Annotated in this window: 13 protein-coding genes, 2 tRNA genes and 1 pseudogene; 7 read left to right on the forward strand and 9 right to left on the reverse strand. The window is 44.5% G+C overall.

Annotation, left to right across the window (positions count from 1 at the left end; translation table 11 throughout):
• Positions 1-355 precede the first annotated feature (355 nt).
• Positions 356-571 carry a hypothetical protein gene (locus R7127_RS11625; protein ID WP_033905175.1) on the reverse strand — a complete coding sequence of 72 codons (216 nt, stop codon included), beginning with the start codon at positions 569-571 and terminating at the stop codon, positions 356-358.
• Between the two features lie 172 nt (positions 572-743).
• Between R7127_RS11625 and R7127_RS11630 the strand changes: the two are divergent.
• Together R7127_RS11630 and R7127_RS11635 are read left to right on the forward strand one after the other, a co-directional pair.
• Positions 744-1,025: pseudogene (locus R7127_RS11630) on the forward strand (helix-turn-helix domain-containing protein); the annotation flags it as partial.
• Between the two features lie 51 nt (positions 1,026-1,076).
• On the forward strand, positions 1,077-1,889 hold the full coding sequence (locus tag R7127_RS11635; protein ID WP_033905174.1) for a tyrosine-type recombinase/integrase: 813 nt from the start codon (positions 1,077-1,079) through the stop codon (positions 1,887-1,889).
• Between the two features lie 185 nt (positions 1,890-2,074).
• On the opposite strand, the gene R7127_RS11640 is transcribed toward R7127_RS11635, so the two are convergent.
• The 8 genes from R7127_RS11640 to hppD form a co-directional block, all read right to left on the reverse strand.
• Positions 2,075-2,151, reverse strand: a tRNA-Val gene (locus tag R7127_RS11640).
• A gap of 33 nt (positions 2,152-2,184) precedes the next feature.
• Positions 2,185-2,261 (reverse strand) — tRNA-Val (locus R7127_RS11645).
• A gap of 179 nt (positions 2,262-2,440) precedes the next feature.
• Positions 2,441-2,779 carry a hypothetical protein gene (locus tag R7127_RS11650; protein WP_005377830.1) on the reverse strand — a complete coding sequence of 113 codons (339 nt, stop codon included), beginning with the start codon at positions 2,777-2,779 and terminating at the stop codon, positions 2,441-2,443.
• A gap of 119 nt (positions 2,780-2,898) precedes the next feature.
• Positions 2,899-3,558, reverse strand: a complete 660-nt coding sequence (locus tag R7127_RS11655) for a DUF2726 domain-containing protein (RefSeq protein ID WP_213895623.1) — start codon at positions 3,556-3,558, stop codon at positions 2,899-2,901.
• 195 nt (positions 3,559-3,753) lie between these two features.
• Complete coding sequence (maiA, locus tag R7127_RS11660; protein WP_005377832.1) at positions 3,754-4,422, reverse strand: maleylacetoacetate isomerase; 669 nt, start codon at positions 4,420-4,422, stop codon at positions 3,754-3,756.
• A gap of 21 nt (positions 4,423-4,443) precedes the next feature.
• Entirely contained in the window at positions 4,444-5,481 is a 1,038-nt protein-coding gene (locus tag R7127_RS11665) for a fumarylacetoacetate hydrolase family protein (protein ID WP_033905173.1), read from the reverse strand.
• A gap of 9 nt (positions 5,482-5,490) precedes the next feature.
• Complete coding sequence (locus R7127_RS11670) at positions 5,491-6,621, reverse strand: homogentisate 1,2-dioxygenase (RefSeq protein ID WP_033905172.1); 1,131 nt, start codon at positions 6,619-6,621, stop codon at positions 5,491-5,493.
• Positions 6,614-7,687 (reverse strand): 4-hydroxyphenylpyruvate dioxygenase, encoded by a 1,074-nt coding sequence (hppD, locus tag R7127_RS11675; protein ID WP_033905171.1) that lies wholly within the window; start codon positions 7,685-7,687, stop codon positions 6,614-6,616. The genes R7127_RS11670 and hppD overlap by 8 nt, the downstream gene beginning before the upstream one ends.
• Positions 7,688-8,226: 539 nt before the next feature.
• Here hppD and R7127_RS11680 point away from each other — a divergent pair.
• The 5 genes from R7127_RS11680 to R7127_RS11700 all read left to right on the forward strand — a co-directional run bounded on the left by R7127_RS11680 (position 8,227) and on the right by R7127_RS11700 (position 14,209).
• A complete protein-coding gene (locus tag R7127_RS11680; RefSeq protein ID WP_033905170.1) occupies positions 8,227-9,333 on the forward strand; it encodes a M20/M25/M40 family metallo-hydrolase in 1,107 nt (368 codons plus the stop codon).
• A gap of 264 nt (positions 9,334-9,597) precedes the next feature.
• The gene (locus tag R7127_RS11685; protein ID WP_033905169.1) at positions 9,598-11,208 is read left to right on the forward strand and encodes a peptide ABC transporter substrate-binding protein; all 1,611 of its coding nucleotides are present in this window, start codon (positions 9,598-9,600) and stop codon (positions 11,206-11,208) included.
• Positions 11,209-11,352: 144 nt separating this feature from the next.
• Positions 11,353-12,273 (forward strand): oligopeptide ABC transporter permease OppB, encoded by a 921-nt coding sequence (gene oppB, locus R7127_RS11690; protein WP_005377838.1) that lies wholly within the window; start codon positions 11,353-11,355, stop codon positions 12,271-12,273.
• Between the two features lie 9 nt (positions 12,274-12,282).
• The gene (locus R7127_RS11695; RefSeq protein ID WP_064376407.1) at positions 12,283-13,215 is read left to right on the forward strand and encodes an ABC transporter permease subunit; all 933 of its coding nucleotides are present in this window, start codon (positions 12,283-12,285) and stop codon (positions 13,213-13,215) included.
• Between the two features lie 10 nt (positions 13,216-13,225).
• The gene (locus tag R7127_RS11700; protein WP_033905168.1) at positions 13,226-14,209 is read left to right on the forward strand and encodes an ABC transporter ATP-binding protein; all 984 of its coding nucleotides are present in this window, start codon (positions 13,226-13,228) and stop codon (positions 14,207-14,209) included.
• The last annotated feature ends 8 nt before the right edge of the window (positions 14,210-14,217 follow it).

Genomic DNA, 14,217 nt, shown 5'->3' on the forward strand with positions numbered 1-14,217 from the left:
GGTCCGTTGACTTCCAGTCCTTTTTTCCTCATTACTGTAATAACTATATTCACGTTGATGCTCATCACCATCAACGTGAATCTTATTAACAGCGCAAGGCATATTTATATGCGAAACCGTACACCTAATATTAAAAGTATCATTGTAACTCAACTTCTTAAGCACCTCTACATGTAATACTGTTAACCTGTTAAATATAGAGTTAAGCTCAGTAATAATTATCAATAGATTATTACGTATGCCATTCATTCTATCTTTAACAAAGTGCTTAGATGACTTAAATGACATTTATGGCAACGTAAAATCTTATTCACTGAACGTTCGAGAGCAGCTATTTGAGATCGTGAAATCATGTTTACCCCTCCATAAAGCTACGATAAAGCTCTTCAAGCTTCGAGTTCAATTCAGAGTCACTTTTCGCAGAAATTGAGCCAATTAACTCTGATTCACTTATATTTCCTAGTCTCACATCAAAGCTTTTATTATCAAAACTATCAACGAAAATACACATTTCACTCCCCTCATAAAAGAATGAAGCAGAGTTATCATTAACAGACATATCAAATTTCATCTTTTCCTCTTAATAATGTTTATAAATATCATGTCGACTTAGTGCGTTGCGAATCACTCTGAAGTAACTTGTTATACCGCTTGGATTCAAGTACGAAGTGCGACACCCCTGAAATTTAAAACTGTGAGATGTGCTATTCATAAGTTTTACTCCCGCCAAGAAGTGAAAAACCATGAATTACACACACCTCACTGAGAATGAAAGGTATATGATGTCCGCACTTAGAAAGCAAGGCATTAGTGTCGTCAACATCGCTAAAGAGCTAGGGCGTCACAAGAGCACTATCTACCGAGACTTTAAACGTAACTCTCGATATAATGCCTATCGCCCCAACCCTTCCTATCAGCCAGCTAGAGCGCAACAAAGAGCTAGAAACAGGTTAAGCCGATCACGGCGTAACAAGCGGTATACCAAGCACGATTTCAAAATTATTGACGCACTTATAATGCTCGACTTAATGAGTTTGTAGGAGACAAGCTTTCCAAGTCAATTAACTTAGGAAACCATGAACGACTTTCTAAATACATATTATGGCGATAAATCCAAAGAGGTTTATAACAAGAAACTTTCTCGATTAAAGAAGAGCTTTAGCTATCTAGCAGATGAATCCGCAATTAGTGAAAACTTTATGTTTAACAAAAAACCAAAATGGCTAAATGTTTCTGATAATAAGAAAGAACGCTTGGGTTTAGATATAGAAGCATTCAAAGCAATTGAAAAAGAGGCCCCTCTATTTTTAAAAGTAGCGATGGGGTTATCGATTCAATCGACTCACGCAGTAGCTGAACTACATAGAATAAAATACCGTATACCAAAACCGGATACATGTGGAATTGTCTGGTTTGATACTCCAAAACCAGAGAACGGAGAAATTGTATTTGGTACCTTGTACATACATCGAGCAAAGGTTAAGAATGCTAAAACGTCTTATGTTGCTATTCCGGTGACAAGCGCTATCAAAGAAGTTGTAGAGCTATCTAAAACAGATAAGCTACATTGCCCTTACGTAGTGCATCGTAGACCTGCAAGAAACAATAATATCGCTAAGCAGTGTGACCACCGTTACCAAGTGACCAGTCGCATGATCAGCGAAACATTTTCCAAAGTACGCGACGAACTCGGTTTGTACTCTAACGTAGAAAAAGCTAAGCGCCCTACTTTCCATGAAATCCGAAGGCTATCGGCAAAACTCATCGATGAAATGGGTGTAAACCCTCGCCAACGCATGGCACATGCCAGTGATAGAACCACTCAGATTTACACTGATAGTCACGACGTAGAATGGCATGAAGTACCAGCCATAAGCGTCGCAATATAGCCCATTTCAAGCGCTGTACAAACTACTGTATTTTACCACCTTTTTACCACCCCCTCGAACTTTACTCAGTACTAACGCAGAGTAATAACAAGGGGATAAAAAGGAAAAAAGAAGGAATTCCACTTGAATATCAATAAGTTATAGACACAAAAAAGCCCACCAAGAGGTGGGCTTTTTCTAAAATTTGGTGGGTCCGGGCGAACTCGAATCGCCGACCCCTACCATGTCAAGGTAGTACTCTAACCAACTGAGCTACGGACCCAAATTTTTATGTTCCTAACCATTCAATTCAGAATGGTGCGTCCGAGTGGACTCGAACCACCGACCCCCGCCATGTCAAGGCGATACTCTAACCAGCTGAGCTACGGACGCATTTCTCTGGAACGACGAGGATATTAGCTATAAGCGAACGACGGTGCAAGCACAAATTTACCAACTTTGAACCGTTTGGCGAAAATGTAAACTCAACACGCGTTTTCAGATGATTTTATCGACAAGGACTGAGCCTGCAGGGTTTAAAAGTGTGATCTATATAACTTTTATTATCTCACTTAATTGTCGTAAGGCACTTCACTGAGCATCCAAATCTGTAAGGTTTGCGATACCTTAGGGCAAGTGCCGAACAAAATCTGATATTTAGGTTTAAATGGTTCGCCGATATAGGTTGTACGAATCAACTCTCCTGTTTTGACGTCCACTTGAGTGCTCACCCTGCCTTTGAAGTTTTGAAATATGACAAACTGCTCACTGTGGTAAACCATTTGCTCTCGGTAAAACAAGAAATGATCTTGGGGTGTCTCTGTCAATTCACACTCCAGTGGTTTCAAATTAGGTATCGCACTAACATTAGATGCGATGAACAATGCTGACAAAATCCATCCGTATCGCATATGGCTGCCCTATTCTGCACTCTTTTTCAAAGTATAGGTCTTGCCTTGAGGACAGATACAAAAAAGGCTTTGATCATCTCTAATCAAAGCCCCTTGTTTCTGCTGGTTAATTGTCGTGTTTAGTCGTCCGCCTCAAACACAACGTTATAATTTTCGGTGTATGTACAATTCGGCTGACGGCTACAAGTAAAGAAACGTCTCCCTTTGAACTCACCTTGGCTTGCGGTTTTAATGATCATCGGACTGCCGCATTTTTTACAAAAACGCACTTCTTTATCGGGCTCAATCAAATCAATGTGTGCCGCAAGCGAACGACGTAATCGCCCAACTTGATAACTGTGCTTTATCGAGGCGCCAATTAAAGGCAGGTTGGCCGTCTTACAAACATGAATCAATAACTTTTGTCTTTCTATCTTACCCTTGTTTAGCTCCTGCCCATTATCCAATTCAACGATAACGCGCGGCTCTAGTGTCCTTGGGTCACAAATAACGTAATCAAAATAGCTTCGAGATATACGATTGTTCGCGACAAAAAACTGCTTCTTATTTTTGATTTCTTTTGGCGTAACCAAACTGGACATGTTTACTTTCGCGAATACTACGGCATGCTCCCCTACCGCCGCTCTTAACGCATTATAGAACGCACCCTCTTGACCTCTGAGCAGAGGGCCTTTCGAGCGATAAGGATAATCACGCGTGTCATCGTGCTTAATCACGTACTTTTGAATAACAAAGAAGAATAAAACCAGAAGAACAACAATGATAAAAATGTTGGTCATAAATAAAGTGCATCCAAAACAACTCGTTGCTCAAAGCGTAAATGGAAATGTTATGCAGAGCAACAAAACCTCGCAATTTTGAGGCGCCACGACGATAGCGAGAAACAGAAAATTTTGCTCACCAATAAAAACGAGCCAATCACACACTTGGATTGGCTCGTTTAAATTTTGTTAATACATTATGTATGCTAAGAATCAACTATTAGCGTCTGGCTGATTCTCTGGCATCGCATCAATAAAAGCTGGCAGTTGATTGCATGACTGCACAACAGCGTTAATGGTTGGATAAAGAGAGGTATCTACACCAAAGCGTTGTGCGTTATAAAATTGTGGTACCAGACAAATATCGACAATAGATGGCGAGCTTGTCAGGCTAAACTTGCAATCACCATTTAGTTTACGATGCTTCTGAAGTTTCTCTTCTAATGCTGTAAAACCTTTGTGGATCCAGTGATGAATCCAAGCGACTTTGCGCTCTGGCTCGCAAGCTAACTCCCCCTCTAAATACTGTAGAACTCTTAAGTTATTCAGGGGATGAATCTCCATTGCAATATCCTGAGCCAAAGCTAGCGCTTGGTATCGAAGCGGCGTTTGCTCGGGGATCACAGTGACATCCGGGTAGTGTTCTTCTAAGTATTGAATGATCGCCAGTGACTGGGTTAACTGAACCTCCCCATCCACCAGCAAAGGAACCAGTTCAGAAGCGTTTAACTCATGGTACTCGTCACTGTGTTGTTCGCCACCATTGCGCACCAAGTGTACCGATTTTGAATCATACGATAACTCTTTAAGATTCAAGCAAATACGCACACGATACGCCGCCGATGATCGCCAGTATCCGTATAAAATCATGCTATCGCTCATATCGTCTCCCAACCAGCATTGTTAGTGCTTGAGATATTGGCTAACTTGTTGGTCAATCGAGCCGAATATGTTGTTGCCATCCGCATCGAACATTTCCAATCTGATTGAATCTCCAAACGACATGAAGTTAGTCGACGGCTTACCATCACGAATGGTTTCAATCATGCGAACTTCCGCGATACATGAATAGCCAACGCCACCTTCTTCAATAGAAGTGCCATGTTCCGTTCCCTGCTTGTTGGATACCGTACCTGAGCCTATAATCGCCCCAGCAGATAGCGGGCGCGTTTTAGTCGCATGAACAATTAAGTCTGCAAAATCAAACGTCATATCGATACCCGCATTTGGGCGACCAAACGGCTTGTGGTTGTATGTAGAGACCAGTGGTAAATGCACTTTGTTTTCGTACCACGCATCGCCTAGTTCGTCAGGTGTTACTGCCACAGGAGAAAACGCAGAAGAAGGTTTAGATTGGAAAAAACCAAACCCTTTAGCTAACTCTGCCGGAATTAGACCACGCAGTGAGATATCATTCACCAGCATGATCAAACGAATCGACTCCTGAGCCTCTGCAACACTCGCGCCCATTGGTACGTCACCAGTTACCACAGCAACTTCACCTTCGAAATCAATACCCCATTCATCACTCGCAAACTCGATGTTGTCACAAGGTCCAATAAAGGCATCAGAGCCTCCTTGGTACATCAACGGGTCCGTCCAAAAACTCTCTGGCATTTCAGCGCCGCGAGCTTTTCGAACCAACTCAACGTGGTTTACGTAAGCACTGCCATCAGCCCACTGATAAGCGCGAGGAAGCGGCGACTCACAGTAGTGCGCTTCAAACTCTTCATACCCTGCAACCATGCCATTGTTCAGTGCAACGTATAGCTCTTCCAGTTGTGGTGCTAGCGTATCCCAGTTATCAAGCGCCACCTGCATCGTCGGAGCTAAGTTCATGGGGTGGAAAATTTCTGTCGCAGGTACGCAGCGCGTTAAGTCTTTGCTCACGACCATCAACAAACCGTCACGAGTGCCATTTTTCTTGGTTGCTAATTTCATCCTTGCCTCTTACTTCTCTTGCCAGCTATAGACGTATTCTTTGTTTTCTACTTTTTCCAGCTCATCCGAAAACTGAAGTGCGTGACGAGTATCAATCATGACCGCAACTTCGTCGGTGAAAGTCTTCTTGTGCTCTCGCCCTGCTTTGAATGCTTTCGGGTGAGGACCATGCGTAAATCCTGCTGGATGGAATGTCACCATGCCTGCTTCAATGTTGTCACGGCTGAAGAAATCACCTGCATGGTAGAACAAGACTTCGTCATAATCGTCATTGTTGTGGTAGAACGGTACTTTGAGCGCTCCAGGATCACTTTCAATTGGACGAGGAACGAAGGTACACACCACAAATCCTGCTCCTACAAATGTAGTATGTGCAGAAGGCGGTAAATGGTAACGATGTGACATAAGTGGACGAATATCACGCCAGTTCACTTTTACTACCGCCAAATCACCATGCCACCCAATCGCATCCAACGGGTTGAATGGGTAAGTGATAACACTGACTTTATCGTGGCGTTTCACCTGAACCTGTGTTTGATTATCAGAGTATTGAGCACGGAACTGATCGTTGATCGACGGCGTTTCTAGAACCGCCGGATCAAACACCGCGTGGTTTCCAACCATGCCTTTTTCGGGCAATGTATAAGCCGCATCGGTGTTTTCGATCATCAGAATGAACATCGGCTCGCTTGGCTCTAAACGCCAGCTCGTTGAGCGCGGGATCATGACATAATCCCCTTCGCTCACTTTCAAATGACCATAATCACAGTAGAGATCTGCCGTACCTTGGTGGATGAATAGCAGTTCGTCGCCATCTGCATTTCTCACCAAGAAGTCCATTTTTTCATCCATACGCCAAACACGAACTTTACAATTCGCGTTGTGTAATAGATGCGGGACTGCCCACGGGGTAATATGGCTGGCTTTCTCAACTAGATTAAAATCGAACGCTCGTGGACGTAGCTCGCCCTCCCACTCAGACCACCCCGTTGGGGCATGTTGATGATGAAAATGTGTTGCGGGGCCGAAGAAGCCACTTCGACCTGCCTCACGTTCATAAATTGCCTCTTCCGGGAAGTCAGCATGCGCTTGTTTAGAGCACACTCCCTCCCGGTGAGGGAATGTGATCCATTTATGCATCGCTCAATACTCCTCGGCGAATTTGGTCTTCTTCTATCGATTCAAACAACGCTTTGAAGTTACCCTCGCCAAAGCCTTCATTGCCTTTACGTTGGATGATTTCGAAGAACACAGGGCCGATAACGGTTTGAGTAAAGATTTGTAGCAAGATGCCATCTTTCGTTGGCGCACCATCAATAAGAATCTGCAAATCACGAAGCTTGCTTACATCTTCACCGTGGCCTTCAACACGCTCATCGACTTTCTCGTAATAAGTATCTGGCGTTGGCATAAAGTCCATGCCGCGCTCACGCAAGGTTTTGACCGTTTCGTAGATGTCGTCTGTGGTCAATGCGATGTGTTGAATACCTTCGCCATTGTATTCACGGATAAACTCTTCAATCTGTGATTTATCATCTGACGACTCATTGATAGGAATTCGGATTTTGCCGCAAGGTGCGGTCATCGCACGGCTGACAAGACCAGTCAGCTTACCTTCGATATCGAAATAACGAATTTCGCGGAAGTTACCAATGCGCTCATAGAAACCTGACCAGACATCCATGTTGCCCTGCTTAACGTTGTGCGTTAAGTGGTCGATTTCGTAAAGACCAACATTCGCTTTTGATAAACGCTCATCAGCATCATCATAAAAACGAAAATCGACATCATAAATACTCTGCTTTCCATAACGGTCGACAAAATAAAGCAAGCTTTCACCGATGCCATAAATAGCAGGAATGCTAAGCTCCATCGGCCCAATTTCCGTTTTATATTCTTTACCGCCATTCTCTAACGCATGCGCCAGAGCAACGGTGGCGTCTTTCACACGAAATGCCATGCCACAAACCGACGGACCGTGAACTTTGGCGAATCCCTCAGCTTGGCTATGCGGCTGCGCATTCACAATAAAGCTAATGTCACCTTGTCGATATAACCACGCTTCTTTTGAGCGATGCTTTGCAATCTCCGCAAAACCTAACGATATAAACAGATCTTTAAGCTGTTGAATGCCTTTGTTGTCTGCAGCGGTATATTCAACAAACTCAAATCCGTCTGTTCCTAGTGGGTTATATGCATCAACCATGACTTTCTCCTTGTCTCAGTAGCTTTTGTTTGGACTTATTTTTCTAACTTGGCGCAGGTCTTGAGAAATTGGAATACGTGGGGAGAAATCTTTACCTTGGCGATTTTTACGCATAATTGTAAAAAATATGTTACACACAGGAGGCGCATCGAATCCACTTTCGTAAACATTAAATAAACTGCTTATTTTCAATACATTAGATTGATATTTTCGGCTTTACGCAAACATGTAAAATGTAAATAAGTTGTTACTTTGGCATTTTATCTTGGCAACGTAGCTTAAAAAGTAAAAGAGGGATAGAAAGCCTATTGCCCCCTATTTCTATCTGCTTCATTCATTTGGTCCTACAAAACATCGAAAGTAATGTTTCGTGACGCTTCATACAGTTCGAAGGACTCATCGGTCAGAATCGTGTCATGGATACCCCTTTATTGATTCACCTCAGTTTTATTCAAAAGTAACTATGCCATAAGTGGTGCTCTGTTCCCTATCGAGCCGAGCCACAAGGCTTCACGCTCGATCAGAAAAAGAGACATCTAATGACACACATTAATCAAGAACGCTTAGTTGAACATTTTTGCCAACTGGTACGTATCGATAGCGAATCAACAAACGAAAAACAAATTGCAGAAACACTGGCAGAGCAGCTAGGCGACCTAGGCTTCACCGTGCACAAGCTTCCAGTGCCTAAGCACATTTCTAACGGCTTTAACCTATACGCCCGTTTAGACGGCAAAAAAGACAGCTCTATCCTAATGAGCTGTCATATGGATACGGTCACTCCAGGCATTGGCATTGAGCCAATCATCGAAGACGGTGTTATCCGTTCAAAAGGCAATACGATTCTTGGTGGCGATGATAAATCTGGTATTGCTGCTATCATGGAAGCCGTTCGTTGTATTCAAGCGGAAAACCGTGAGCACAAAACGTTAGAACTTGCTTTCACCGTGTATGAAGAAGGCGGCTTATTCGGTTCACAATACTTCGATATGTCACACGTCACTTCAACGGAAGCAATCGTGTTAGACACAGGTGGCCCTATTGGCACCATTGTGACCGCAGCCCCAGGCCAGCAAAAAATCATGGCAAAAATCAAAGGTCGACCAGCACACGCAGGGCTTGCGCCAGAAGAAGGCATCAGTGCGATCATGGTGGCGGCAGATGCCATCAACCAAATGAAGCTGCTTCGCATCGACGAAGAAACGACAGCCAACATCGGTATGGTTAACGGCGGTCAGGCCACAAACATTGTTATGCCTGAATTAAAAATCGTGGCAGAAGCACGCTCCCTGAATGGCGATAAACTAGATGCTCAGGTCAATCATATGATCTCAACATTAGAGTCTGTCTGTAAAAAACACGGTGCAGAAGTCGAAATTGAATCTAGCCGAGCCTACGACGCTTTTGTTATTGAAGAAAACCACCCACACGTAAACGCTATAAAAGCAGCGTTTTCAGAGTTGGGAATTGACGCCTTCACAAAAGGCACTGGCGGCGGTAGCGATGCCAACAACTTTAACAAGAAAGGTCTCACAACGGTCAACCTTTCAACTGGCATGGCAAAAGTACACACGACAGAAGAGTTTATCGCGGTAAGTGATATGGTCAAAATCACTGAGTTCGTGAAACATTTCCTAGTCAGTTAACGTCATGCCTTTTGAAGAGCAGACTGACTATCTTCCCCTTCTAGCCTGTGCTTGAAGGGGATTTTAATTTGTATCGAAGCAAAATTACTTCCCGTCATGCCAACTTGATATCAGATCTTCAAAGAAATTCCCCTAGCTCACTTTTTGAGACTAGACAGCTCAACACCTGACACCCTGTTACAGTAATGTTAAAACTCGATTGTGTAGACAATTTATACAATATACATTTTTGGCATCTTTCAGGATGAAAAGAGTGAGACAAGGATGAAATTACCTAAGTTGCTTTTATTAGCGTCGATGATGAGTCCAATACTGGCAACATCAAGCTATGCCGCGCCGTATCCCGTAGGTGTGACCCTCGATGAGACACAAGAAATTACGCTAAACAATGGGGCTGAAGTTACTTCTATTGACCCAGCCAAGCAAGCCGCAGAGCCCGCTTTCAATCTCGGTCGAGACCTGTTTGAAGGTCTGGTCATTCAAGATAAGCAAGGTAAAACCATTCCTGGTGTTGCTGAATCTTGGTCAGTCAATGACAACAATACGGTTTATACCTTCCACTTACGTGATGCAAAATGGTCAAATGGCGAAACGGTCACTGCACAAGATTTTGTCTACAGTTGGCAACGCTTACTGAATCCAAGCACTGCTTCACCGTACGCTTGGTTTGCAGCCATTCCAAATATCGAAAACTCGCAAGCCATTATGAAGGGCGAAGCCGAGCCTGAGTCTTTGGGCGTGAAGGCGCTGGATGAAAAAACATTCCAGGTTACACTCGAAGAGCCTATTCCCTTCTTTACGAAACTATTAAGTCATCCAGTGCTTGCCCCCGTTCATAAAGCGACCATTGAAAAACATGGCAACCGTTGGACCCAGCCTGAGCATATCGTTACAAATGGTGCGTTTACTGTCTCTGAATGGAAAGTTAACGAAAAACTGGTGATGGTTAAAAATCCACATTATTGGGACGCAAGCAATGTAGTGCTGGAAAAAGTCACCTGGCTACCAATTGGTGATGCAAACGTAGTGCTAAACCGCTACCTAGCTGGTGAGATAGACCAAGCAGTTTCCATTCCTGCCGCCCAGAAGAAAAAGTTAATTCAACAACGCCCACAAGAAGTGGCAAGCACCAGTGCGTCTCTTGGCTCCACATTCTATTACCTCAACACTCAACAAGGGCCAACAAAAGACGTGCGGGTTCGTAAAGCCCTCTCATATGCCATTGACCGTCAACTATTAACGAGTGCTATTTTGAGAAACGGTGGGGTTCCAATGTATACCCTTGTGCCACCTCAAACAGATGGTTTTAAATCTCACACTCCAGAGTTCGCAACTTGGAACCGCCATAAACGTATCGAAAAAGCGCAGCAATTACTGTCAGAAGCTGGATACGATAAAAGCAATCCGCTTAAGTTAACGTTTACCGTACCAACTTTCTCGATGGACGTAAAAATGGCAACCACCATGGCAGGCATGTGGAAAAGCCGATTGGGTGCGCAAGTCACGATAAAACAGCTAGAACCGAAAGTGTTCTACGCACTTAAAGAGCCGACCGACATTACTCGCGGCGGCTGGACGGCCGACTACAATGAAGCCTCTACATGGTTGGATATCTTCGTTTCTAGTGGTGAGTACAACGATTCTCGTTATAACAACCCGCAATACGACGAGTTAATGGCTCGCTCAAAGACCATGAGCAACCCATCAGAACTGTATTTACAAGCAGAAAGCATGCTGATTGAAGACATGGCCATTATTCCTATTTATCGTCCGGGTAACGATCAATACCTCATCAAGCCTTACGTGGGCGGCTACGAACTGACAAACCCTGAGTCGTCGTACTACCGCAAGAATGTCTATGTAAAAGCCCACTAAAAGCATGTTTTCGGTCTGAGTCGGCAAGTTCAATGTTTACTTGCCGTTCCTCATATCTCTCGGTGGAGAAGGCAACCTGAGCTCAGACCATTTTTTATTCATAACCGTTCGAAGTGATTTCGGATGACCAAAGGATGATGGATCATGATTTGGTACATTGTTAAGCGATTAGCTATCGCTATCCCCACGCTTCTATTCATCGCACTCGTATCATTTTGGCTGATGCACATTGCACCAGGGGGACCATTTGATATGGAACGGCCTATGCCAGAAGTGGTACGTGCGAATATCGAAGCAAAATTCCATTTGGACCAGCCCTTCCTTACTCAGTTTTGGATTTACATTGGTAATTTCATACAAGGAGATCTCGGTCCGAGCTTCGTTTATCAAGACTTCAGTGTTACACAGCTCGTCGCACAATCATGGCCTGTTTCAGCAGTATTAGGCGTACTCTCCTTTTGTATCTCCGTTCCACTTGGCATGTTACTTGGCACCATTGCGGCATTGAACCGAAATAGCCGCCTAGATTACGGCCTGATGACACTTTCGATGACTGGAGTTGTGGTTCCGGCTTTCGTGCTTGCTCCAGTTTTAGTCATGATCTTCGCTATTCAGCTCGGCTGGTTCCCTGCTGGTGGTTGGGAAGGGGGAAAACTGGCTTTCCTTGTTCTTCCCGTGCTCAGCCTGGCGATTGGCTCCATTGCGAGTATTGCACGCGTCATGCGTGGCGCAATGATTGAAACACTCAACCAACCATACATTCGAACGGCAAAGGCCAAAGGTTTGTCCACAACCTACATTTTATTCCATCACGCTTTGCGACCATCCCTGATTCCCGTCGTTGCGATGCTCGGCCCTGCGTTTGTGTCTGTCGTGACAGGCTCGGTAATTATCGACATTTTCTTTGGTACAGGTGGCATGGGACAACACTTTGTGTCTGGGGCTCTCAACCGCGACTACGGCCTAGTAATGGGCATTACTCTGATTGTCGCTTCACTCACTATCTTCTTTAACCTTGTGGTCGACTTGCTATATACGATTATCGACCCTCGTATTCGCGTTTAGGAGTCCGGCATGTTAACGATCAAAAAACTGGATACACAAGCTCTTCAAGATCAAGTCGTCGACAATATTGAAGCCGTCGAAGGTCGCAGTCTTTGGCAGGATGCATGGACTCGATTTCGTAAAAACAGAGCCGCGATGACATCAGTGTATGTTTTGGCGTTCATTACCTTATGCATCTCCTTCGGCCCCTCTCTTGCCGCTTTTGGCCATGATGAAATTGACTGGGAAGTGCTCATCGATCCATACGAGCTAGGGAGACCTTCACTGAGCAGTGGCCATTACTTTGGTACTGATGACCTCGGGCAAGATGTCTTTGCTCGCACGATGCAAGGCGGCAGGCTCTCTATTTTGGTGGGCTTTGTCGGGGCCTTAGTCGCCGTTGTTATTGGTACGATTTGGGGAAGTATTTCCGGCTATCTTGGTGGCGTTGTCGACAGCGTAATGATGCGCATTATTGAGGTGCTCGATTCGGTGCCATTTATGTTTATGGTTATCCTGTTTGTTACCCTTTTTGGCAACAACATCTACCTGATTTTTATCGTGATCGGAATGGTATCTTGGCTGGGCATTGCCCGTGTTGTACGTGGTGTTACCTTCGGTCTAAAAAAGCGAGAGTTCATCGAAGCCGCACACTCTATTGGGGTTTCTAAATTGACAATTGTCCGACGCCATGTTCTGCCTAATGTGCTTGGGATCGTGATGGTTTATTCCTCATTAATGGTACCAGGATTCATTATGTTCGAATCGTTTTTGAGCTTCTTAGGGCTTGGTGTTCAACCACCAGACACGAGCTGGGGAATCCTAATTTCCGAAGGCGCAAAAACGATTGACGTTGCATTGTGGATGCTGCTTTTTCCCTCTCTGTTTTTAGTTGCCACCCTCTTTTGTTTTAACTTCATCGGCGATGGCTTGCGTGATGCTCTTGACCCGAAAGACCGATAAGGACAAACCCATGCTATCTATTGAAAACATGAACGTGCGCTTCGATACGCCAGATGGGCAAGTGCAAGCGGTCAGTAATCTCTCCTACTCGATTAAAGCGGGCGAAACTCTTGGGATTGTTGGGGAATCAGGTTCGGGAAAAAGCCAATCTGTTTTCGCATTAATGGGGTTAACCGCGGACAACGGCGCTGTGTCTGGAAGCGCAATGTTCCACGGTGATGATTTACTCGCGATGTCTAAAAAGCAGCTCAACCGCATCCGTGCAGAGAAAATCGGAATGATCTTTCAAGATCCGATGACGTCACTTAATCCATTCATGAAAATTGGCAAGCAGCTTTGTGAAGTTCTCATGATTCATAAAGGAATGAGCCGAAAACAAGCAAAAATGGAGTCCATTCACATGTTGGATGCGGTGCGTATTCCCTCTCCCGAAACTCGGATGAATCAATACCCTCACGAGCTATCTGGCGGAATGCGTCAGCGAATCATGATAGCGATGGCGTTGTTGTGTAAGCCCGAGTTGTTAATTGCAGACGAACCAACCACCGCATTAGATGTAACCGTTCAAGCTCAAATTTTGACGCTATTACGAGACTTACAACAAGAGTTCAACACCGCAATTTTACTGATCACTCACGATATGGGCGTCGTCGCCGAGATGTGTGATCGCGTATTGGTCATGTATGGTGGTCAAAAAATGGAGCAATCAGATACCGAGACATTGTTCGCTCAACCTGCGCACCCCTATACTCAAGGCCTGCTAAAGGCTATTCCTTCTATCACTGAAGATATGCCACGTTTACCAACCATCCCAGGTAACCCACCAAGTGCGTTGATTAACCATAAAGGGTGTCCGTTTAGAGAGCGGTGCGAGCATCGAGAGACGCGTTGCCAATACGAAACCCCACGGTTTTCTCCATTAAACACGAGCCAGTCCATTGCCTGTCACGTTAACGCACCCAGTGTTATCACTCCTATTCAAATAAAAGCTTAAGGAGGCGT

Origin of the sequence: Vibrio sp. 1159, assembly GCF_033340395.1 — a bacterium.
GTDB classification, from domain to species: domain Bacteria; phylum Pseudomonadota; class Gammaproteobacteria; order Enterobacterales; family Vibrionaceae; genus Vibrio; species Vibrio alginolyticus.

Bases quoted from the DNA above. Each gene is read 5' to 3' on its own strand.
- R7127_RS11625 (WP_033905175.1), bottom strand. From the start codon at position 571: ATGAAATTTGATATGTCTGTTAATGATAACTCTGCTTCATTCTTTTAT.
- R7127_RS11635 (WP_033905174.1), top strand. From the start codon at position 1,077: ATGAACGACTTTCTAAATACATATTATGGCGATAAATCCAAAGAGGTT.
- R7127_RS11650 (WP_005377830.1), bottom strand. From the start codon at position 2,779: ATGCGATACGGATGGATTTTGTCAGCATTGTTCATCGCATCTAATGTT.
- R7127_RS11655 (WP_213895623.1), bottom strand. From the start codon at position 3,558: ATGACCAACATTTTTATCATTGTTGTTCTTCTGGTTTTATTCTTCTTT.
- maiA (WP_005377832.1), bottom strand. From the start codon at position 4,422: ATGAGCGATAGCATGATTTTATACGGATACTGGCGATCATCGGCGGCG.
- R7127_RS11665 (WP_033905173.1), bottom strand. From the start codon at position 5,481: ATGAAATTAGCAACCAAGAAAAATGGCACTCGTGACGGTTTGTTGATG.
- R7127_RS11670 (WP_033905172.1), bottom strand. From the start codon at position 6,621: ATGCATAAATGGATCACATTCCCTCACCGGGAGGGAGTGTGCTCTAAA.
- hppD (WP_033905171.1), bottom strand. From the start codon at position 7,687: ATGGTTGATGCATATAACCCACTAGGAACAGACGGATTTGAGTTTGTT.
- R7127_RS11680 (WP_033905170.1), top strand. From the start codon at position 8,227: ATGACACACATTAATCAAGAACGCTTAGTTGAACATTTTTGCCAACTG.
- R7127_RS11685 (WP_033905169.1), top strand. From the start codon at position 9,598: ATGAAATTACCTAAGTTGCTTTTATTAGCGTCGATGATGAGTCCAATA.
- oppB (WP_005377838.1), top strand. From the start codon at position 11,353: ATGATTTGGTACATTGTTAAGCGATTAGCTATCGCTATCCCCACGCTT.
- R7127_RS11695 (WP_064376407.1), top strand. From the start codon at position 12,283: ATGTTAACGATCAAAAAACTGGATACACAAGCTCTTCAAGATCAAGTC.
- R7127_RS11700 (WP_033905168.1), top strand. From the start codon at position 13,226: ATGCTATCTATTGAAAACATGAACGTGCGCTTCGATACGCCAGATGGG.